The sequence below is a fragment of the Paenibacillus sp. B-A-8 genome (assembly GCF_048572915.1).
GTDB lineage: Bacteria > Bacillota > Bacilli > Paenibacillales > Paenibacillaceae > Paenibacillus_AQ.
The window spans coordinates 4,197,120-4,217,529 of sequence record NZ_CP183882.1 but is presented as its reverse complement, the minus strand read 5'-3'; the positions used below and the strand labels follow the sequence as shown (position 1 = coordinate 4,217,529).

At 43.4% G+C, this 20,410-nt stretch carries 19 protein-coding genes; all 19 read left to right on the top strand.

The genetic code is table 11. The features are described from left to right. The 19 genes from ACN6MV_RS18830 (at position 1) to pduL (ending at position 20,385) form a co-directional block, all read left to right on the top strand. Positions 1 to 2,658, top strand: a complete 2,658-nt coding sequence (locus ACN6MV_RS18830; RefSeq protein WP_419884621.1) for a DNA translocase FtsK 4TM domain-containing protein — start codon at positions 1 to 3, stop codon at positions 2,656 to 2,658. A gap of 629 nt (positions 2,659 to 3,287) precedes the next feature. Then, on the top strand, positions 3,288 to 4,154 hold the full coding sequence (gene sleB, locus ACN6MV_RS18825) for a spore cortex-lytic enzyme (RefSeq protein ID WP_042132275.1): 867 nt from the start codon (positions 3,288 to 3,290) through the stop codon (positions 4,152 to 4,154). Positions 4,155 to 4,291: 137 nt separating this feature from the next. Next, positions 4,292 to 5,569, top strand: a complete 1,278-nt coding sequence (yfmF, locus tag ACN6MV_RS18820) for an EF-P 5-aminopentanol modification-associated protein YfmF (protein WP_419884620.1) — start codon at positions 4,292 to 4,294, stop codon at positions 5,567 to 5,569. Between the two features lie 2 nt (positions 5,570 to 5,571). Continuing rightward, positions 5,572 to 6,852, top strand: a complete 1,281-nt coding sequence (yfmH, locus tag ACN6MV_RS18815; RefSeq protein ID WP_042128822.1) for an EF-P 5-aminopentanol modification-associated protein YfmH — start codon at positions 5,572 to 5,574, stop codon at positions 6,850 to 6,852. Positions 6,853 to 6,891: 39 nt separating this feature from the next. Beyond that, complete coding sequence (ymfI, locus tag ACN6MV_RS18810; protein ID WP_042132274.1) at positions 6,892 to 7,620, top strand: elongation factor P 5-aminopentanone reductase; 729 nt, start codon at positions 6,892 to 6,894, stop codon at positions 7,618 to 7,620. 137 nt (positions 7,621 to 7,757) lie between these two features. Beyond that, positions 7,758 to 8,021 (top strand): DUF3243 domain-containing protein, encoded by a 264-nt coding sequence (locus ACN6MV_RS18805; RefSeq protein WP_042128820.1) that lies wholly within the window; start codon positions 7,758 to 7,760, stop codon positions 8,019 to 8,021. A 177-nt stretch (positions 8,022 to 8,198) separates the two neighbouring features. Continuing rightward, positions 8,199 to 8,966: a DUF3388 domain-containing protein gene (locus tag ACN6MV_RS18800; RefSeq protein ID WP_042128818.1), complete on the top strand. Its 768-nt coding sequence runs from the start codon at positions 8,199 to 8,201 to the stop codon at positions 8,964 to 8,966. Between the two features lie 42 nt (positions 8,967 to 9,008). Further along, a complete protein-coding gene (locus tag ACN6MV_RS18795) occupies positions 9,009 to 9,965 on the top strand; it encodes a helix-turn-helix domain-containing protein (protein ID WP_419884619.1) in 957 nt (318 codons plus the stop codon). Positions 9,966 to 10,045: 80 nt separating this feature from the next. After that, positions 10,046 to 10,207 (top strand): hypothetical protein, encoded by a 162-nt coding sequence (locus ACN6MV_RS18790; RefSeq protein WP_170880301.1) that lies wholly within the window; start codon positions 10,046 to 10,048, stop codon positions 10,205 to 10,207. 204 nt (positions 10,208 to 10,411) lie between these two features. Next, the gene (locus ACN6MV_RS18785) at positions 10,412 to 10,903 is read left to right on the top strand and encodes a YajQ family cyclic di-GMP-binding protein (RefSeq protein ID WP_042128814.1); all 492 of its coding nucleotides are present in this window, start codon (positions 10,412 to 10,414) and stop codon (positions 10,901 to 10,903) included. Between the two features lie 153 nt (positions 10,904 to 11,056). Beyond that, the gene (gene pgsA, locus ACN6MV_RS18780; RefSeq protein WP_042128813.1) at positions 11,057 to 11,644 is read left to right on the top strand and encodes a CDP-diacylglycerol--glycerol-3-phosphate 3-phosphatidyltransferase; all 588 of its coding nucleotides are present in this window, start codon (positions 11,057 to 11,059) and stop codon (positions 11,642 to 11,644) included. 109 nt (positions 11,645 to 11,753) lie between these two features. After that, entirely contained in the window at positions 11,754 to 13,040 is a 1,287-nt protein-coding gene (locus ACN6MV_RS18775) for a competence/damage-inducible protein A (protein ID WP_042128811.1), read from the top strand. 300 nt (positions 13,041 to 13,340) lie between these two features. Further along, complete coding sequence (recA, locus tag ACN6MV_RS18770) at positions 13,341 to 14,408, top strand: recombinase RecA (protein ID WP_375103280.1); 1,068 nt, start codon at positions 13,341 to 13,343, stop codon at positions 14,406 to 14,408. A 164-nt stretch (positions 14,409 to 14,572) separates the two neighbouring features. Continuing rightward, a complete protein-coding gene (locus tag ACN6MV_RS18765; RefSeq protein ID WP_156114826.1) occupies positions 14,573 to 15,304 on the top strand; it encodes a regulatory protein RecX in 732 nt (243 codons plus the stop codon). A gap of 316 nt (positions 15,305 to 15,620) precedes the next feature. Further along, a complete protein-coding gene (gene rny / locus ACN6MV_RS18760) occupies positions 15,621 to 17,162 on the top strand; it encodes a ribonuclease Y (RefSeq protein ID WP_419884618.1) in 1,542 nt (513 codons plus the stop codon). A 142-nt stretch (positions 17,163 to 17,304) separates the two neighbouring features. Further along, positions 17,305 to 18,099: a TIGR00282 family metallophosphoesterase gene (locus tag ACN6MV_RS18755; RefSeq protein ID WP_042128805.1), complete on the top strand. Its 795-nt coding sequence runs from the start codon at positions 17,305 to 17,307 to the stop codon at positions 18,097 to 18,099. Positions 18,100 to 18,299: 200 nt separating this feature from the next. Then, on the top strand, positions 18,300 to 18,560 hold the full coding sequence (locus tag ACN6MV_RS18750) for a stage V sporulation protein S (RefSeq protein WP_019910496.1): 261 nt from the start codon (positions 18,300 to 18,302) through the stop codon (positions 18,558 to 18,560). 148 nt (positions 18,561 to 18,708) lie between these two features. Then, positions 18,709 to 19,674, top strand: a complete 966-nt coding sequence (locus ACN6MV_RS18745; RefSeq protein ID WP_375103279.1) for a dipeptidase — start codon at positions 18,709 to 18,711, stop codon at positions 19,672 to 19,674. 138 nt (positions 19,675 to 19,812) lie between these two features. Beyond that, positions 19,813 to 20,385: a phosphate propanoyltransferase gene (gene pduL, locus ACN6MV_RS18740; RefSeq protein WP_042128797.1), complete on the top strand. Its 573-nt coding sequence runs from the start codon at positions 19,813 to 19,815 to the stop codon at positions 20,383 to 20,385. Positions 20,386 to 20,410: the final 25 nt, after the last annotated feature.

Sequence of the window (20,410 nt, the reverse complement as noted above, 5' to 3'; positions counted from 1 at the left end):
GTGGCTAAACGAAAAAAGAAAAAGAAAAAAGCGCTGCTCGGCAGCGTTTTAAAATATGAAATTTATGGAATTTTACTAATAACGATATCCGTTATTGCTCTGTCCGGTGAAGCGGCGGTAGGGCGATCACTTTCAAGTATGGCGGGTTATTTATTAGGGAGATTTTATTTTGTGTTGCCGCTTGTCGGTATTTTTTACGGTCTTATGGTTATGATCCACCGAAGATGGCCTTCATCTTGGAACAGTAGGCATACAGGCGTGCTTCTGCTTCTGCTATCCATGTGCCTTATGAGCACGATATCTGCAATGGAGCAGAAGCTTGGCCCGTTGTCACTGCTTCATCCTGGCAACGTGATGACACAAATACATAATGATCTTTCGGGATCTCTTTCGCCCGGTGTTAACAATAGTAATGTTTACATGCTGGGTAAGGATATTAGCGGTGGATATATCGGCGGTTTGGAGTATGCTGCACTCCTGTGGCTCTTTGGTAGTCTGGGAGCTAAGCTGCTAATGATCGTCATGCTTGCCATCAGTTTTATGTTAATTACAAATCTCTCTTATGTGGAGATTATTACTCTTTTGCGAGTGCGTACCGTTAAGTTTGTGGAAGGGATTCGTCTTCATGCGGCAAACCGTCCGAAGGCTGTCCCAGTAGCAGCGAGACCTTCCAAAGCAGCGGCACCCGCTAAGACACGGGCAGTGAAGCAGCCTGTCTATGAAGAGGATGACGAAGAGGAAGAGGATGATCGTTATTTGCCTAATCGCAAACAACCTGTCCTATTGAAAAAAATATCGGGCTGGTTCTCAAGATCAACACATCCAGAGGTAGATGTAGATCCTGAGGATGATCAGGGGCCGATTGTAACAAGTGCTTCGCAGGGTCTGATCATTTCGGGGCTTTCAGCAAATAGTCGTGTGACGCCACTTGAAGATATCCATCATGATTTTGATGATGCTGATATGGATATGGAACCTGTGACTCCAATTATCCGAGACTTTTTTGAGCATATCCGCTCAGAAGGGCTGAATGAAGAAGATCGGGAGGAATGGAGTGAATTTTCTCCTGCGGCTCGTGGTGTTACCGGCAAAGCTCCTGTTACTGGGGTTAATGCAGTTAATCAACCACCTTCAGATGAGCCTGAGGAAAATGTGAACATAGACTTGGATGGATTGTTAACTGCAACTCCTGAAGGGGAGATCATTCCTGCTCCACCGGCACCGCCTCCACCCAAGCCTTATAAGCTGCCATCTTTCCGTCTTCTAGCCAAACCTAACAACAGTGGTAAAGCGGGGGATCAGAATGATTATATGCAGACTGCCCGTAAGCTAGAAGCTACACTTGAGAGCTTTGGTGTTCGGGCAAAGGTTCTTGAAGTAGTTAGAGGTCCAGCAGTTACACGGTATGAGATTCAGCCGGATATTGGTGTCAAGGTTAGTCGCATTGTTAATCTTACGGATGACATTGCACTTGCTCTTGCAGCCAAAGATATTCGTATGGAGGCGCCAATTCCAGGTAAATCAGCCATTGGGATAGAGGTACCGAATTCCGAAGTGTCTGTTGTAACTATGCGTGAAGTTATGGAAACACAGATTTTTCAGGAAGCTGAATCCAGACTATCTATTGCTTTTGGACGTGATATTTCAGGTCAGACGATTATCGGGAACTTAGCGAAGATGCCCCATCTATTGGTAGCTGGTGCAACGGGTTCGGGTAAATCGGTTTGTATTAATGGGATTATAACGAGTATTTTATATAAAGCTAAACCCAATGAAGTCAAATTCCTGATGGTAGATCCGAAGATGGTAGAGCTGAATGTCTATAATGGGATTCCCCATCTTTTGGCTCCAGTAGTTACTGATCCGAAGCGGGCGAGTTTAGCTTTGAAGAAGATCGTTGTGGAAATGGAGAAAAGGTATGAACTCTTCTCCAAATCAGGAACGCGTAACATGGAAGGTTATAATAAGCTGATGGCAGAGAATCCAGCTGCGATACTTCCGTATATTGTTGTTATTGTGGACGAGCTTGCGGATTTGATGATGGTTGCCGCTAACGATGTAGAGGATGCTATCTGTCGACTCGCACAGATGGCGCGTGCAGCAGGTATTCATCTAATCATCGCTACTCAGCGTCCTTCTGTTGATGTCATTACAGGTCTGATTAAAGCTAATATTCCATCTCGTATCGCTTTTGGTGTATCGTCCAATGTAGACTCGCGTACCATTCTGGATATGCCAGGTGCGGAGAAGCTGTTAGGTCGGGGAGACATGCTGTTCTTACCGATGGGGGCTTCTAAACCGATTCGTGTGCAGGGTGCCTTTATGAGCGATCAAGAGGTTGAGACAATCGTTCAATATGTCAGCAGTCAAGGTGAAGCAGAATATGACGAGTCCATTGTTCCAGAGGTTGATGACACAATTGCTGAAGACCAGGAGCCACAGGATGAATTATATGAGCAGGCCGTAACGATCGTGCTTGAAGCGAAGCAAGCTTCAGTCTCGCTACTACAGCGCCGGATGAGGGTTGGTTACACCCGTGCAGCCCGTTTGATTGACTCTATGGAGGCTCGTGGGGTAATAGGGCCTTACGAGGGCAGCAAGCCGCGTGAGGTGCTTGTATCACTAGAGCAGTATCAGCATAACAAGATCAGTTCTTAAGCTGGACAAGTCAGTTTGAGCCTTTAATAGACAGTAAAAGGGGGTCGACTCCAAGTAGTTCATACTACTTGGAGTCGACCCCTTACTCATGCTGAAGAAGTGTAAATGACACTTTAAATAATGGCTTTAGTGAAGCTTCATTAAAATAATTAGGGAATTTCTCCCTGAAATTCTGAGATTATTGGTTCTCAGACTTACAATTAGGGAAAAGCTCCCTATAATTCATCTGGTTTGGTAAGAAATAAAGGAATTGGCCTTATTTTTAGGGAGGAATTCCCTGATTCCATTCATTATCAGAGAATATCCACTATTTTCAGGGAGTTTTTCCCTAAAAGTGCGAACCTGTTACTTGGACTATTGTGAGTTCATATCACTAAATTGTTGAGAAGTATGACGTATATCTATAATTTCTTTTAATGCGTGGTTCCACAGTAAAATGTGGTTCTTTAAATTCACGATTCATATTAAACTTCATTTTTTTTCTTATTTTGATTATAGTTGATAATAATTCTCGATTACAATGAAAAGCTATTTCTTCTTTTTTAGTAATGCATAGGATGCACTGACAGTCGTCATAATAACTTTAGCCATCCATGCAGAACTTACAAAAGAAAGGTAGAGCGAACCCTATGAAGAAACAAAAGATGTGGATATTTGCTGCTTTAACTCTTGCACTTGCAGCCGCGCCGTTTGCAGGAACGTTTTTCAAGGGAAATGGCATTGTTCAGACCAAGCAAAGTGCTGCTGCGTCATTTGTCCACGAGTTAAATAATCCTGACGAAGAAGCCTTGCCGGCTTTCAGTACAACACCCATTAAACTTGGTTCAACAGGTCAGGATGTCTATGAATTGCAGGGACGTTTAAAGCATTTAGGTTATTATGCCGGAAAAATAGACAGTCATTTTGGGCCAAAAACGAAGAATGCAGTAACCTGGTTTCAATGGAAATTCGGAATGAAGTCTGACGGCATTGTAGGAGCCAAAACTAAGCTGAAGTTGTATAACGCAACGAAGAATTGGAAGCCGACTGAACCTTCTTCAGGAACGGGAAATAAGACAGCACAGAATAACACTGGTAATAAAACAAATACGTCCAATAAAACGAATTCTCCAGGATTGTCTTCAGGTAATACGATGGGCTTATCGGAGAATGATCTCAAGATCATGGCCAATGCCGTGTATGGAGAAGCAAGAGGTGAGCCTTTCGAAGGTCAGGTTGCTGTAGCCGCGGTTATTTTAAACCGTGTGAAATCACCTAGTTTTCCCAATTCGCCGTCGGGAGTTATTTTTCAACCGGGAGCTTTTACAGCTGTAGCCGATGGACAAATCTATCTGGAGCCAAATGAACAAGCACGCAAGGCAGTGCAACAAGCGCTTAATGGTTGGGACCCTTCCGGAGGATGTTTGTATTACTTCAATCCTAAAACAGCGACCTCTAAATGGATTTGGACCCGTCCTCAGGTCAAGACGATTGGTCAGCATATTTTCTGTATGTAGAAAAGAAGGATAGAAACTTCAGAGAGCAACCGGGAAGAGGCTTCCGGTTGCTTCCTTACTTTGGAATGGTTTAGAATGGTTAATAATTCATAAACATGATAATGAGCAACTATCCACGCCGTAAAGGAGTTTTGGACTTGACTAATAATGTATTTCAGCATGGCACCGTTGGAGGCTTGCGTATTCACGTTATGCCAACCAAGGCGTTCAAGACCTACGCGATCTCACTTTATGCGGGTATTCCTCTTGACGAGAATACAGTGACCTCTACTGCACTAGCTCCATTCGTGCTTCGCAGAGGTACCGCGACTTACCCGGAGACCACGCAATTCCGCGAGCGTTTGGAGGAACTGTATGGCGCTGGATTTGGGTTTGATATTTATAAAAGAGGCGATTACCAAATCGTTCAGTTCCGTATGGATACCATTAACGACTCTTTCGTGCAAAACCAGGAGAACTTACTTGAACAATCCTTCGCTTTCTTAGGAGAAGTACTGACTCGTCCTTTAGTTGAAGACGGAAGCTTCCGACCTTCGTATGTTGCAACGGAGCGTGAAACCGTTCGCAAAAAGCTGGAGTCCATCGTAAATGACAAGATACGTTACGCTGCTGAACGTTGTATTGAGGAAATGTGCCGCAACGAGCCATACCGTCTTCACCCTCTGGGGCAAAGAGCGGATCTGGATCGAATCACTCCGAAAAGTTTGTATGAATCCTACAATTCATGGCTGGATGAAGCCATCCTTGATCTCTATGTAGTGGGAGACACAACAGTTGACGAAGTTGAAAAACTTGTACAGCGTCATTTCGGTCGGATTCAGTCCGAGGTGGGCTTATATAGCTCTAAGTTCGTCCCTGTATCGGTTAATGAGGTACGGACAGTAGAAGAGAAGCTGGATGTCAGTCAGGGCAAGCTGAACCTGGGACTACGCACCTCGATTACTTATAAGGATGATTCCTACGCCTCCGCGCTTATGTACAACGGTATATTAGGAGGGTATCCACACTCTAAACTTTTCGTTAATGTACGTGAGAAGGCAAGTCTTGCTTACTATGCTTCGTCTCGTTACGACGGACATAAGGGCATTGGAACGATTCAATCCGGTATCGAAACGCAAAATTACGGCAAAGCCGTGGACATTATAGAGAAGCAATTGGAAGAAATAAAAGCTGGCAATATCAGTGATCTGGAGCTTAGCCAGACCAAAGCTATGATCCGCAATCAGCTTTCTGAGATCCCGGATTCAGCTTTTGAAATGATCTCTTACGACTTCAACCGCCAGTTGTCAGGAAAAGATCGAACAGCGGATCAGCTATTACAGCAGGTGGAACAAATCGGCGCAGAAGACGTAAAAGCCGCCGCCGAAACCTTTCAACTGGATACGATTTATTTCTTGACAGGAAAGGAGGAATAACGATGGAACAAATTCATTACGACAGACTACAAGAGACCATTTATCATGAGGTCATGGATAACGGACTTCAGGTATACGTGCTGCCGAAACCAACATTCAAAAAAACCTATGCTACATTTGCTACTAAGTACGGTTCTGTTGACAACCACTTTCATGTCGCAGGCGGAGAAGAGACCACTGTTCCTGATGGTATCGCTCACTTTTTAGAGCACAAGATGTTCGAAGAGCCAGAAGGCGATATTTTTGCTACCTTTGCTTCAAACGGAGCCTCGGCTAATGCCTTTACAAGCTTTGATCAGACAGTTTATCTTTTCTCAGCAACTGAGAATATAGAGACCAATCTTAGTACGCTCGTTGATTTTGTTCAACGACCTTATTTTACAGATGAGAATGTAGAAAAGGAAAAGGGAATTATTGGTCAAGAAATCAATATGTATGCTGATAACCCGGACTGGCGTGTGTATTTTGGCCTTATTGAAGCGATGTATTCAAAGCATCCGGTACGGATTGACATTGCAGGTACGATAGAATCGATTAGTACTATTACGAAAGAAACGCTGTACACTTGTTATAACGCTTTTTATCATCCAAGCAATATGCTGTTGTTTGTAGTTGGAGGCGTGGATCCGGAGAAAGTATTCTCCTTGATTCGCAGTAACCAAAAGGGTAAAACCTACGGCAAGCAAGGTGAAATCAAGCGTATTTTTGAAGATGAACCAGTACAAGTGGCTACAAAACGTCTAGAAAGCAAGCTTGCCGTATCGATGCCCAAAATCATGTTTGGTTTCAAGGAAAAAGTAGACGGTCTAACGGGTGAAGCTTCTCTAAAACGTGATCTGATAACCAAGCTAATGCTTGATTTGTTGGTTGGTAGCAGCACAGCATTGTATCAAAAACTATATGATGAGGAACTGATCTCGGACAGCTTTGGACATGAATTTAATAGTTCTCCGCAGTATGCTTTTTCTGCAATGGGTGGGGATACGAAGGATCCGGATTTGCTTTTAAAACGAATAAAAGAAGAAATTGATCTAATCTTAAAAACTGGCTTTGCGGAGAAGGATTTCGAGCGGGCACGGAAAAAGAAAATAGGCGGATATTTGCGCATGTTGAACTCCCCTGAAAATATTGCACATGAATTTACACGCTACCAGTTCCGCGGTGGTGACCTGTTTGAAGTTCTGCCTATTTACGAATCAATTACTTTGGCAGAAGTTAATGAGCGTCTGCAAGCCCATGTAAACTGGGATCAACTTGCCGTATCATTGGTGGTGAGTCCTTAGGTGAGCGTTTTGGGAGAGAGCAGCAAACCACTAGGGGAAATGACAGTGCTCGTTACAGGGGGCAGCGGAGGGATCGGCGGCGCCATTGCGGAACGGTTTGCTTCTGTCGGGATGAATATAGTTATTCATTATAAGCACTCACATGAGGCTGCGAATGATGTCGCTCGGCGTTGTATGGCCCTTGGAGCAAAGGTAATGACAGTAAACGCGGATATGAAGGACCGTAGTCAGATTGTACGTATGGCTGAAAAGCTGGAGAGTAATGGGATGCAGCCGGATATCCTCGTCAATAATGCCGGTAAATCGCATTACGGAATGCTAGCTGATGTGACCGAAGAAGAATGGGATGATATTATGTCCATTAACTTGAAGGGAACCTTTATGTGCAGTCAGATCTTTATGCCGTACATGGTGTCTCAGCGTTATGGTCGTATCATCAACGTTTCTTCCGTATGGGGAATCACTGGAGCTTCTTGTGAAGTAGCTTATTCGGCTAGCAAAGGTGGAGTGAACGCCTTTACAAAAGCTTTAGCTAAAGAGCTGGCTCCATCTGGTGTAACGGTTAACGCGGTAGCTCCAGGAGCGGTTAATACGAACATGTTATCCAATTTACAGGAGGATGAAGTCCGTATGTTGGAGGATGAGATTCCGGCAGGACGTTTGGCTACTCCTAATGAAATATCCTCACTGATTTATTTTTTGGCTTTGCCTGAGTCCGGGTATATCACGGGTCAGATTATTAGTCCAAACGGTGGATGGATTACTTGATGCTTATGTTGGAGAAAAACACCAGCATAAGAACTTAGCGTCTGAGACATATTATAAGTGTTGTTTTTAAATCTCACGTAAGACGGCTTACAGCCTGTATGCAGGTGTTTGACCGTAAATATGAAGGAGGATTTAAGATGACACAAGGCGATAGCGTAATCAAAAATTTTGACACCTGGAAAAAATTTCTAGGAAAACGAGTTGTACAGGCGGAGAAACTTGGGATGAGTGAAGACACAATCTCAAAGCTGGCTTTTGAAATCGGGGAATTCCTCGATGAAAAAGTGGATCCAGCAAACACTCAAAACCGTGCAATCAAAGAGCTATGGGACGTCGGTAACGATGAAGAAAAGCAGACGATTGCTAAACTCATGGTCAAATTGGCGAAAAATCACGCCTAAGCTTGCGGAAAAGCTCCCCTTGTGGGAGCTTTTCTGCAATTATTACAGGACTGACCTTGCCTTTCATTTTTATTTTATATATCATTAACATGACCCGTGTTTCAGATCGCTTTGTCTGAACGGCATTTTTTTGATGGATATCAAAGTGCAGGGAAAAGGAATCTATGAGGTGTACAAGTGGAATATAAACAATGGTATATGGAGTACAAGATTCACAAGAACAGACCCGGTCTGCTTGGTGATATCGCTTCAATGTTAGGGATGCTAGAAGTCAACATTCTGACGATTAATGGCGTTGAAGGAAAGACACGCGGAATGTTGCTGGAGACTAATGACGACGACAAAATAATGCTGATGGGCGAAATGCTCAAGAAAGTTGATAATATTACAGTTTCAGCTCTGCGGTCTCCAAGACTCGTAGACAAGCTGGCTGTGCGCCATGGGCGATATATTGAACGGGATTCAGATGATCGAAAGACGTTTCGTTTTACCCGCGATGAGCTCGGTCTTTTGGTCGATTTTCTCGGGGAGCTGTTTAAAAAAGATGGAAATCAGGTAATAGGACTTCGAGGTATGCCCCGTGTAGGAAAGACTGAATCGATTATTGCCGGCAGTGTCTGCGCGATGAAGCGGTGGACATTTGTCTCTTCGACACTTTTACGTCAGACGGTTCGAAGTCAATTAGCAGAAGATGAGATGAACCCACATAATGTATTTATTATTGATGGTATTGTTAGTACGATCCGCTCTAATGAGAAGCATTATAATTTATTACAAAATGTTATGAGTATGCCTAGTACGAAAGTGATCGAGCATCCAGATATTTTTGTGCGGGAATCTGAGTACACCTTTGATGATTTTGATATTATTATTGAGCTTCGCAATAATCCAAATGAAGAAATATTGTACGAGTCGTTCACGACGAGCTACAGTGATGATCTATAAAACACCAATGATGATTCATTGAAACTTACAGGAGGTGATGGTATGTCGGAACTGGGCCGGCAATTGAAAGAGGCGCGTCTGCAAAAAGGGATGAGTCTTGACGATGTCCAGGAAGTAACGAAAATTCGCAAAAAGTATTTGGAAGCCATCGAGTCTGGAGACTATAAGGTGCTTCCAGGAAGTTTTTATGTTAGGGCGTTTATCAAAACATACGCAGAGGCAGTAGGTATGAGCCCAGACGAGCTGCTAGAGGAGCATGGGAATGTACCTGCCCCTCCTGAAGACACAGCTATGGAAACGGTGATTCAAAAACGCAGCCGTAGACCAGAAACCGAACGGAATGCAAAATGGCTGCCAACAGTGCTAATGTGGACATTTCCAATATTGATTATTGTTGTGATTTACATTTATGCTTCCAGTTTGAACAAGCCGGACCCCGCTCAAATTGATCAGACGAATCTGACGAATGAACAGCAGGATCCTACGACAGCACAGACATCTCCACCGGCTTCAGGAGGAGGTGTTGTAGCGCCAACGGCTTCAGCTGGTACAGAAGCAACAACTGAACCTACGGCAGAGCCTACGCCAACACCTACGCCTTCCCCGCAATCCATTACAGTTACACCGGATGGGAAGTCAGGGAAAACTACCAAGTTCAAGGTTTCAGCTCCGGCTGGAAGTGAAGTGAAGGTTGAAATTTCAGCTACTGGAGTAAGCTGGCTCGAGGTGTATAAAGGTGAGAACTCTAAAGGTGAGAAGCTCTCATTTGGTAACACAGCGGCAGGAGATCATATGAGCTTTGTTCTCGGAAGTGAAGGAATGTATATTAAATCTGGATATTCACCAGCTACCGAGATTACTGTCAATGGACAAGTAATTACAGATGAAAAGACCTCATCTCGTCTGTTAATTAATCTGGATGATGGTACTGGAAGTCAAACGAGCCAGAATGAAGGTACCACTGATACTTCTGACCAGACTAATGAAACAGGCCAATAAGAAATACGATGCATAGACTTTGGCTATGTGGGGAACATAAGATTGTTTCCAGTTCTTAGCCAAAGTGAGGTGACATTCTTATGATCGTTAGCTGGATTGTAGCTGGACTTGGGGTTGTTGTCAGTCTCATCGGATACTATATGACGCCAAGTGCTTGGGGCTATGGAATTCTCGGTTTCGGTATTGCACATATTGTGCTTGGAATTCTGGATATGTTTCGAAGCCCGCTCCGAAGCAGATAGAAAACTTAGAAATGAGCGTCTCCGAGGGGATACTCCCTGTGGAGACGTATTTCTACCATTGAACAGAACTCATTTCGAAGGAAAAGCTCCACTCTGTGGGGCTGTTTTCTGTGTCGGGTGGGGTACATATTATCCAAAATTAGACTTAAGGGTATCATTCTTTTATAATAGTAGCAGACTAAAATGTACAAAGGACGTGGAGTTATGAGTTCAGAAAGTTCATTTGATATCGTATCTAAAATGGATATGCAGGAATTAACTAATGCGATCCACCAAACAGAGAAAGAAATTGATAACCGATTTGACTTTAAGAACAGTAAAAGCAGTCTGAAGCTTGAGAAAGACGCACTTATTATCGCCTCTGAGGACGAATATAAGTTAAATGCTGTTATTGATATTTTACAATCGAAGATGGTGAAGAGAGGTATCACGCTGAAGAACTTGGATTTCGGCAAAGTAGAGCCTGCTTCCCTGGGAAGTGTTCGTCAGCGCTTAGGTCTTAAGCAAGGGATAGATCAGGAGAACGCAAAAAAAATTAACATCCTGATTCGTGATTCGAAATTGAAGGTGAAGAGCCAGATTCAAGGAGATCAGATCCGCGTAACCGGTAAGAGTCGCGATGATTTACAGCAAATTATCCAGATTTTGCGTAAAGCTGATTTGCCGCTGGACCTGCAGTTCAACAACTTAAAATAGAATTTTGTACCCCGCAGTGCTTATCAGCACCATGATGCGGGGTGCTTTGTATTTTTTTTGACACCTATTTATAGCTATAATATACTTGCTTAAGTAGAAATAGATGAGCCTGACTCAGGTCATTTGTATGAACGATTTAGGGGAGGAACTTCAGTGAATTTGCCCAACCGCATCACGCTAGCACGTATTTGCCTGATCCCGATTATGATGTTTTTCTTACTGGTGGATTTTAGCTTTTACCCAGAACCAATACATTGGGGCTCTTTCCAGCTATCTGTTAATCATTTGGTAGCCGCTGTAATCTTTTTGCTTGCAGCCAGCACAGATGGAATAGACGGCTACATAGCTAGGAAATATAATATGGTGACCAACCTCGGTAAGCTCCTTGATCCGTTAGCGGACAAGCTGTTAGTTTCCGCTGTTCTGATTTCACTTGTCGAACTGGGCAGATGTGATTCATGGATTGCAATTGTTATCATAAGTCGTGAGTTTGCAGTAACCGGGCTTCGCCAGATCGCATTGTTAGAGGGGAAAGTGGTTGCCGCCAGCAAATGGGGCAAGATAAAGACGGTTGTACAAATTGTAGCGATCTCACTGCTGTTGTTGAACAATTTTCCATTTCAATTCGTCAGCATTCCTGTAGACGATATTGCCATTTGGGCTGCAGCTTTGATCACTATTTACTCTGGAATTGATTATTTTGTGAAGAATAAAGAGCTGCTACAGCTGCATAATGCTTAAGCATTTTAGGTAGCTACATATAGGAGAGGTAATAGGTAAAGTACCTATTACCTTTTTTAAACCCTAAAGGCAGTGTGTCTACATTATAACTAGGAGGCGAAAGCCAGGGATGAAAGCGGAGATTATTGCAGTAGGCACGGAGCTTTTGCTCGGTCAAATCGTGAATAGTAATGCCCAGTTTCTATCTATAGAGTTAGCTGCTATTGGGATTGATGTATATTTTCAAACCGTAGTTGGCGATAACAGCAGTCGCTTGCAGCAAGCTATTGAAATCGCTCAAAACAGAGCTGATGTTATCATTTTTACAGGTGGTATTGGTCCGACAGAAGATGATCTTACAAAAGATGCATTGGCTGCTTCTTTAGGTCGAACACTCCATATAGATCGTTTGGCAATGGATCATGTACAACGTTTCTTTGATGATCGTAAGATTGTAATGACAGAGAATAATCGTAAACAGGCACTTATAATTGAAGGAACCACACCTTTGCCAAATGAGATTGGTCTTGCTGTGGGTATTGCTTTTGAGCATGAAAAGAAATATTATATTGTGCTTCCTGGTCCGCCTCGCGAGATGAAACCAATGTTCGTAGATAAAGCAGTACCTTGGCTTCAGCAGCATGCTCTGACGTCAGAAATGCCACTTTATTCTAAAATGCTAAAATTTGCAGGTATCGGAGAATCACTGCTTGAGGATAAGCTCATAGATCTGATTCACAGCCAGACAGACCCAACCATAGCTCCATATGCAAAAGAGGGAGAAGTAACCGTTCGTATTTCGACAAAGGCGCCTTCCGAGCATGAAGCTTTCAAGAAGCTGGAGATTCTGGAGAAGCAGATCAAAGAGATTTTGCCAGAGCATTTATATGCGAATATTGATGTACCACTAGAACAGCTAATTGTAGATTGGATGGCGGATGCAGGTCTGACTTTAAGTGCGGCGGAGAGCTGTACCGGAGGCTTGCTGATGGAGAGTATAACCAACATACCAGGTAGCGCTTCGATGTTTGCGGGAGGAATCGTCTGTTACTCGAACGATCTAAAGAAAAAACTTCTGAATGTGCCAAGTGCTTATTTGGAGGGGCCTGATGCTCCAGGGGCGGTAAGTCGTGAAGTTGCCGAGGTGTTGGCCGATCAGGTGAGAATGATTGCGGACAGTGATTTCGGTTTATCTGTAACAGGCGTAGCAGGACCAGGCTATTCTGAACGTAAACCAGTCGGACTTGTATTTATTGGTTTAGCTGAACGCGGGCGTAAGACAGAGGTATATGAGCTTAATCTTAAAGGGACACGTGAGAATATACGACTGCGTACTGTTAAAGCTCTACTGTATCGACTATGGCGTAGACTTGAGGAACGCAAGGTGGAGACACCACTTGAGGGTTCAGACTTGTAATGGGAGATTAGCCCAGTTATAATTGGAACATACGGAAGAACCGTGGCACTGAGATTTCTTTGCTGCGGTTTTTTGTATATTTGCAGAGATTTTGATCAATGTTTTTGGTTATGATCATAAGTCGTTGATGTCCGGTGAAGTAGAGAAATCAGTTAACTTCTATATCCGGAAGGAGGCTTACAATAAAAGGGATAATTAACGCTTGAGACAAAAAAAACGAATGTATGTTCGAAAAAAAGCTTGGCAAGACCTCAAAAACACGTTATTATATTATTATAAACAGTGAAGGAAGTGGTCTGATTGTCAGATCGTCGTGCAGCGCTTGATATGGCGCTTCGTCAAATAGAAAAACAATTTGGTAAAGGTTCGATCATGAAACTGGGAGAATCCACTCATATGCAAGTGGAAGTTGTACCTAGCGGATCTTTGGCACTTGATATTGCGTTAGGTATAGGCGGACTTCCAAAGGGACGTATTATTGAAGTATACGGACCTGAATCCTCCGGTAAAACAACTGTTGCTCTTCATGCTATTGCAGAAGTGCAAAAACAAGGAGGACAAGCTGCATTTATCGATGCTGAGCATGCGCTCGATCCGAAGTATGCACGTAACTTGGGCGTAAACATTGATGAATTGTTACTATCTCAGCCAGATACGGGTGAACAGGCACTTGAGATTGCTGAAGCACTTGTACGAAGTGGCGCAGTAGACATTATTGTCGTTGACTCCGTAGCTGCTTTGGTTCCTAAAGCGGAAATTGAAGGCGATATGGGTGATTCACACGTCGGCCTACAGGCTCGTTTGATGTCTCAAGCGCTTCGGAAGCTTTCTGGTGCCATTAGTAAATCAAATACAATTGCTATCTTTATTAACCAGCTTCGTGAGAAAATTGGTGTTATGTTCGGTAACCCTGAGACAACTCCGGGTGGACGAGCACTGAAATTCTACTCTTCCGTACGGTTGGATGTTCGTCGTGTGGAAAGTATCAAAATGGGTAACGACGTTGTAGGTAACCGCACCAAGATCAAGATTGTGAAGAATAAGGTAGCACCTCCATTTAAACAAGCTGATGTTGATATCATGTATGGTGAAGGGATTTCCAGAGAAGGAAGTCTTGTAGACATCGGTACTGAAATGGACATCGTGAATAAGAGTGGTGCATGGTATTCCTATGAAGGCGAGCGTCTCGGCCAAGGACGTGAGAATGCCAAACAGTTCTTGAAGGAACATCAAGATATTTCGCTCATCATTGAGAACAAGATTCGTGAAGCAAGTAATCTCTCCACTATTGTTGCTGCACCAAATGAAGCGGAAATCATTGCAGAGCAAGAGGAAGAAGAAAAGCTACTTCTCGAAATCGAACAATAGAATTTATTAAGGAATAGGACGCCCTGTGATTCATTGTTGCAGGGTGTCTTTTCTTAACGCATCAGAAATATTTATTTGGGGTCCTCGCAAAGTACCTGAGTACGCATCGAATTTAAGCTACACTTTGTGGGGGATATTTTATTGCTATGAGGTGACAAGCAACTATGGTAATACAGCTGGATATGGATTTTGAATCGGATGAGCAGGACTTACAAGTTCTTGCAGATTTTCCTGATGGAGAACTTTTAGAAATCACTAAGGTAGAACGTCAGAAGAAATCGGATCACCGCTATATCATACATTTCGGAGCTTATAACATGACTGTACACGAAGACGTCATGATTAAATATCGGATGATTACTGGGAATTCTTTTATGAAAGCCGATTTGGAGGAAATTGTTGTTGCTGATGAGCGACAACGAGCTTATGTAGAAGGACTTCGTTATCTAGAACGAAAGCCACGAACCGCTATGGAAATGACTCGCCGTTTACGGCAGAAGGAAATAGGGGAGACTATTATTGCGGAAGTGGTGCAACGGCTACAGCAGGAAAGACTTCTTGATGACCCTTTGTATGCAAAGCAATGGGCAGAGCAACGCATTACGAACCAACGCAAAGGAAAGATGTGGATTCGCCAAGAGCTACGTGAGAAAGGAATCGACAAATCTTTAATCTCGGAAGCCTTGGAGAATATCAGCCCTGAACAAGAACTTGAGAGTGCACTTCAGACCGGACGTAAGAAATGGAATCTCATCCGAGGTGAAGCTGCAGATAAGAGAAGAAAGACTGGCGCCTTCTTAATGCGGCGTGGATTCTCAGGCGATATGGTGCGTCAAGTGATCAATACTTTACTTGAAGAAGACAATTATGAGGGTGAAGATGAGGAATTTTACTAGACTCACTGATTCTCTTGACATTAATGCGTATATCGACTCTCTTGACAATGTCTTTTTATAAATAATAAAATATAACATGAATCGGCATAAAGTAAGAATCCTTTTTCCTTCCCAAAAAGGGGACTTTTTAAAACGGTTCGCGTACAACTCATATGAAATGTAATCGCCGGATAAGGCGGGCAGTGTGCATGTGCAGCATGTGCAGTATGGCAATCGGTTGTTTACCGGTTTTTTGTATGGTGATGAACGGATAGTTTAACAACTGCACAATTCCCAGGGGGATACCTTGGAGAGGAACCAACGAGGAGGTGAACAGATGCAAGCATGGATCTGGGTCATTATCGTTCTCGTTGTAGCTGCATTATTCTTTGGATTCGGTTATTTTATTCGTAAATCCCTTGCAGAAGCTAAAATTCAAAGCGCAGAAAGAGAAGCCGTAGTCATCGTGGAGAACGCGAAGAAGGACGCAGAGGCGCTGAAGAAAGAAACGGTATTGGAAGCTAAGGACGAAGTCCATAGAATCCGTACTGAAGCTGAGAAAGAAACTCGTGAACGTCGGAATGAAATCCAACGGCAAGAGAGACGTTTGCTGCAAAAGGAAGAATCTCTGGATAAAAAAATGGAATCGCTTGAAAGAAAAGAAGAACAAGTAGCTAACAAAGAGAAACGAATTGATGAAACCCAACAGCAAATTGATGTTATTTACAAAAACCAAGTCACTGAATTGGAGCGCATTTCCAATTTAAGCATCGAAGATGCAAGAAGTATTATTCTTAGCAATGTTGAGCAAGAAGTTCGCCATGAAACGGCTCAAATGATCAAAGAAATTGAACAGCAGGCGAAAGAGGAAGCGGATAAGAAATCCCGCGAAATCATCACACTCGCTATCCAACGCTGTGCAGCTGATCACGTAGCCGAGACAACAGTTTCAGTTGTTACCCTGCCGAACGAAGAGATGAAAGGTCGGATTATCGGTCGTGAAGGCCGTAACATTCGTGCACTCGAAACTCTTACAGGTATCGACCTCATTATTGATGATACTCCGGAAGCAGTTATTTTGTCGGGATTTGATCCAATCCGTCGCGAAGTGGCCCGTACGGCACTTGAGAAACTAGTGGCAGATGGACGTATCCACCCCGCTCGTATTGAAGAGATGGTGGAAAAATCCCGCAAAGAAGTGGACGAAAGAATTCGCGAATATGGTGAACAAGCTACTTTCGAAGTGGGTGTTCATGGATTGCATCCAGACTTGATCAAGATTCTGGGTCGTCTGAAATTCCGTACAAGCTATGGTCAAAATGTATTGAAGCACTCTATGGGGGTTGCTTATTTGACTGGACTGATGGCCGGTGAGCTTGGGGAAGACATCGTGCTTGCAAAACGTGCAGGATTGCTTCATGATATCGGCAAAGCGCTGGATCATGAAGTAGAAGGATCGCATGTTGAGATCGGCGTTGAACTAGCGAAGAAATATAAGGAACATCCGGTTGTTATCAACAGTATCGCGTCTCATCATGGAGATTGCGAAGCTACCTCGGTTATTGCTATGTTGGTTGGTGCCGCTGATGCATTGTCAGCAGCAAGACCTGGCGCTCGCCGTGAAACACTGGAAACGTATATTAAACGTCTAGAAAAACTGGAAGAAATCTCAGAGTCGTTCGAAGGCGTTGAGAAATCATTTGCTATTCAGGCGGGCCGTGAGGTACGCGTGATGGTACAGCCAGAGAAGATTGACGATGCAGAGGCATTCCGTCTTGCTCGCGATATTACGAAGATGATTGAAAGTGAACTGGATTATCCAGGACATATCAAAGTTACCGTAATTCGTGAGACACGGGCTGTTGAATACGCTAAATAGGTGGAATATAAGGTTAAGGGATAAGATGTAACTTATACTTTCTTATATTTGTTGAGAATTGGCCCCTAAGCGGGGCCTTTTTTCTTTTGAATATGAGCTCTTATCCATTAGATATAGCGTTTAAGATTAGGAGGAGAGAATCATTAAAGTACTATTTATTGGAGATATCGTTGGAAATGTTGGCAGAAAGGCTCTTCGTGAGATGTTACCCTCTCTAAAAAGTAAATATCAGCCACATATCATTATTGTTAATGGTGAAAATTCTGCTGCCGGTAGAGGGATCACTAAGGCGATCGCTAATGAGTTTTTTAACTGGGGCGTTCACGGAATAACTATGGGGAATCACACATGGGACAACAAAGATATTTTTGAGTTCATCGATGATGAGGCTCGGATTATTCGTCCTGCTAACTTTCCGCCAGGAACACCGGGAAGAGGGTATACCGTTGTTAAAGGTAATGGTAAAGAACTGGCTATAGTAAATTTACAAGGCCGGACGTTTTTACCTGCTATTGATTGTCCTTTCCGTGTTGGGGAAGAAATTGTTGAAGAGCTTCGTAGAGATCATAAATGTATTCTCGTTGATTTCCATGCAGAGGTAACCTCTGAGAAAATCGCTATGGGGTATTTCATGGATGGCCGCGCATCGATTGTTGTTGGGACACATACGCATGTTCAGACTAACGATGATGTGATTTTGCCAGGAGGAACTGCGTATTTAACCGATGCGGGTATGGTTGGTTCAAGCGAAGGTATTCTGGGTATGGAAAGAGATGCAGTACTTTACAAGTTCACAACTCAGCTTCCAGCACGATTTGTTGTCGATGAAGGTAAGTGGCAGCTTCACGGTTTATTTGCAGAATTAGATGAAACTACTGGTGCGGCAACTCGTCTGGAGAAGATACGGTTGCGTGAAGATGAATGGGTTATGAGCTAAACGTAGAACAGAGTATCGTTTAATCCGGGTAATTTCGCTGAGTAAGGGTAAAGTGTGATATTTTTTATATCGTAAAAGAGTATCTTTTATACCGTTTTTGGAAGACGTGGTCCGTAAAAAGAAGGAATTATTTCTTCTCTCGCGAATAACATCTAAAGTAGTGGAAGAACACCATTATTTTCCCAGGGGAGGTACTTACTATGGATGTATTAAAAGTATCAGCTAAATCCAATCCAAATTCCGTCGCCGGCGCATTAGCGGGTGTTCTTCGTGAACGTGGATCGGCAGAATTACAAGCTATTGGAGCTGGAGCACTGAATCAAGCAGTCAAAGCAGTTGCCATTGCCCGGGGATTTGTTGCACCAAGCGGAGTTGATTTGATCTGCATTCCTGCCTTCACTGATATAGTGATTGATGGAGAAGATCGAACCGCGATTAAACTGATTGTTGAACCCAGATAATAGACCTATAGAATGAATGAACCTGTTTACTATTGTAAACAGGTTTTTTGCTTTTGATTTATAGTCAGGAGTTTTTCTGCATAATATCTGAAATAGGCACTTAGAAGTAAAATGTACGGCTGGAACTGTGAGGAGGTGGGGGTGCTAAATGAGAGCTGAAAAGTTTAAGGTAGCAGATTTTCATTGTGATGTGCTAAGCAAAATGCAAGCCTCTCCGGATATTAATTTCGACAATGACCCTCGATTAGATGTTACTGCAGAACGGTTGGCATCTGGCGGAGTGGAGTTGCAATGTTTTGCGATATATCTTTCAGCTACGAGAGGTAAACCTAGCTTTGAACATGTTTTAGGACAAATTGATCTCTTTAGGCAAAAGATAGTGAGCACAGATGGGCTTCAGTGGTTACGCTGGAAGGAGGAAGTGGAGAATCGATTAGTTGGAGCACCTCCTCAAGCAATGCTCTCTCTGGAGGGCGTAGACGGCTTAGAAGGGAACTTGTTTTATGCTCAGCTCTGTTTCGAACTTGGAGTGCGGTTTCTAGGTGTCACTTGGAATTATGCGAATTGGGCAGCAGATGGTGTGCTAGAGAAGCGTAATGGTGGATTTACGGAGAAAGGGAGAAAGCTGGTAGAATGGTGCAACCACAGTGGAATGCTGCTGGATGTGTCGCATTTGTCGCAAGCAGGGTTTTGGGAACTGGCAGATTTAAGCTCTCGTCCGTTTATAGCTTCTCATTCGAATGCCGCAGCCATTTGCGGTCACGTTAGAAATTTGAAAGATGAACAGATAAAAGCTCTAATTGCGATGGACGGGAGAATGGGGCTGACCTTTTATCCGTGGTTTGTATGTGATCATGGAAAGGCTCGTATGGATGATTTGTTAAAGCATATTGAACAGGTATGCAGTCTCGGCGGAGAGAAGCATCTGATGTTTGGCTCAGATTTTGATGGCATTGATACTTGGGTTGAGAAGTTGGAGCATCCGGGAAAATACCCTGATCTTATAGAACAACTGCTTCGTTATTATCCTGAGGATACTGTAAAAGGCTGGATGTATGAGAATGCGACATCTTTTTTAAGCGTAAACTTGCCCTCTCAGGTGTCTAAACCATGACAATCTTGTCCAAAAAACATAAATTGTCGAAAAAAGGGCCTTCGTTATGATGCAGCCCTTTTTATTTTGGTGAAATAAGATGTATAATGGTTAATGGCTTGTACAGATACTAGAGAAAATACAAGGAGTGACTTTACAATGAGTAAGACTGTACCCGTAGGTGTGTCGGCTAGACATATTCACCTTACGCAAGAGCACGTGGAGGCTCTGTTTGGCCCAGGATATCAATTAACTGAGTTCAAACCACTTTCCCAACCAGGACAATTTGCAGCAAATGAACAAGTAGCAGTTATCGGTAGCAAAGGTAAATTTGACAAAGTAAGAATCTTGGGACCTGCTCGTCCGGCTTCCCAATTGGAAATTTCCCGTACTGACTCCTTCGCACTTGGCGTGAAAGCTCCAGTTCGCGAATCTGGAAATATTGAAGGAACACCTGGTATTACGCTAAAAGGACCTGCTGGTGAAGTTGAATTAGAACAAGGCGTTATTATCGCAGCTCGTCACATTCACTTCCACACTTCCGAAGCTGAAGCTTGGGGCATTGCGGATAAGCAATTGCTTAAAGTTCGTCTCGGTGGCGACCGCGGTCTTGTATTGGAGAACGTAATTGCTCGTGTATCCGACAGCTTCAAACTTGATATGCATATTGATACTGACGAAGCTAATGCTGCTGGTGCCAACAATGGCGACACTGCTGAAATCGTAGACTAGTCTTCATAACAATCATAGGAAGCGG

What these genes read in the sequence shown, in the direction of transcription:
- ACN6MV_RS18775 (WP_042128811.1), top strand. Translation starts at nt 11,754, where the DNA reads ATGAAAGCGGAGATTATTGCAGTAGGCACGGAGCTTTTGCTCGGTCAA.
- rny (WP_419884618.1), top strand. Translation starts at nt 15,621, where the DNA reads ATGCAAGCATGGATCTGGGTCATTATCGTTCTCGTTGTAGCTGCATTA.
- sleB (WP_042132275.1), top strand. Translation starts at nt 3,288, where the DNA reads ATGAAGAAACAAAAGATGTGGATATTTGCTGCTTTAACTCTTGCACTT.
- ACN6MV_RS18785 (WP_042128814.1), top strand. Translation starts at nt 10,412, where the DNA reads ATGAGTTCAGAAAGTTCATTTGATATCGTATCTAAAATGGATATGCAG.
- ymfI (WP_042132274.1), top strand. Translation starts at nt 6,892, where the DNA reads ATGACAGTGCTCGTTACAGGGGGCAGCGGAGGGATCGGCGGCGCCATT.
- ACN6MV_RS18750 (WP_019910496.1), top strand. Translation starts at nt 18,300, where the DNA reads ATGGATGTATTAAAAGTATCAGCTAAATCCAATCCAAATTCCGTCGCC.
- ACN6MV_RS18805 (WP_042128820.1), top strand. Translation starts at nt 7,758, where the DNA reads ATGACACAAGGCGATAGCGTAATCAAAAATTTTGACACCTGGAAAAAA.
- ACN6MV_RS18745 (WP_375103279.1), top strand. Translation starts at nt 18,709, where the DNA reads ATGAGAGCTGAAAAGTTTAAGGTAGCAGATTTTCATTGTGATGTGCTA.
- pduL (WP_042128797.1), top strand. Translation starts at nt 19,813, where the DNA reads ATGAGTAAGACTGTACCCGTAGGTGTGTCGGCTAGACATATTCACCTT.
- ACN6MV_RS18765 (WP_156114826.1), top strand. Translation starts at nt 14,573, where the DNA reads ATGGTAATACAGCTGGATATGGATTTTGAATCGGATGAGCAGGACTTA.
- ACN6MV_RS18790 (WP_170880301.1), top strand. Translation starts at nt 10,046, where the DNA reads ATGATCGTTAGCTGGATTGTAGCTGGACTTGGGGTTGTTGTCAGTCTC.
- ACN6MV_RS18795 (WP_419884619.1), top strand. Translation starts at nt 9,009, where the DNA reads ATGTCGGAACTGGGCCGGCAATTGAAAGAGGCGCGTCTGCAAAAAGGG.
- yfmH (WP_042128822.1), top strand. Translation starts at nt 5,572, where the DNA reads ATGGAACAAATTCATTACGACAGACTACAAGAGACCATTTATCATGAG.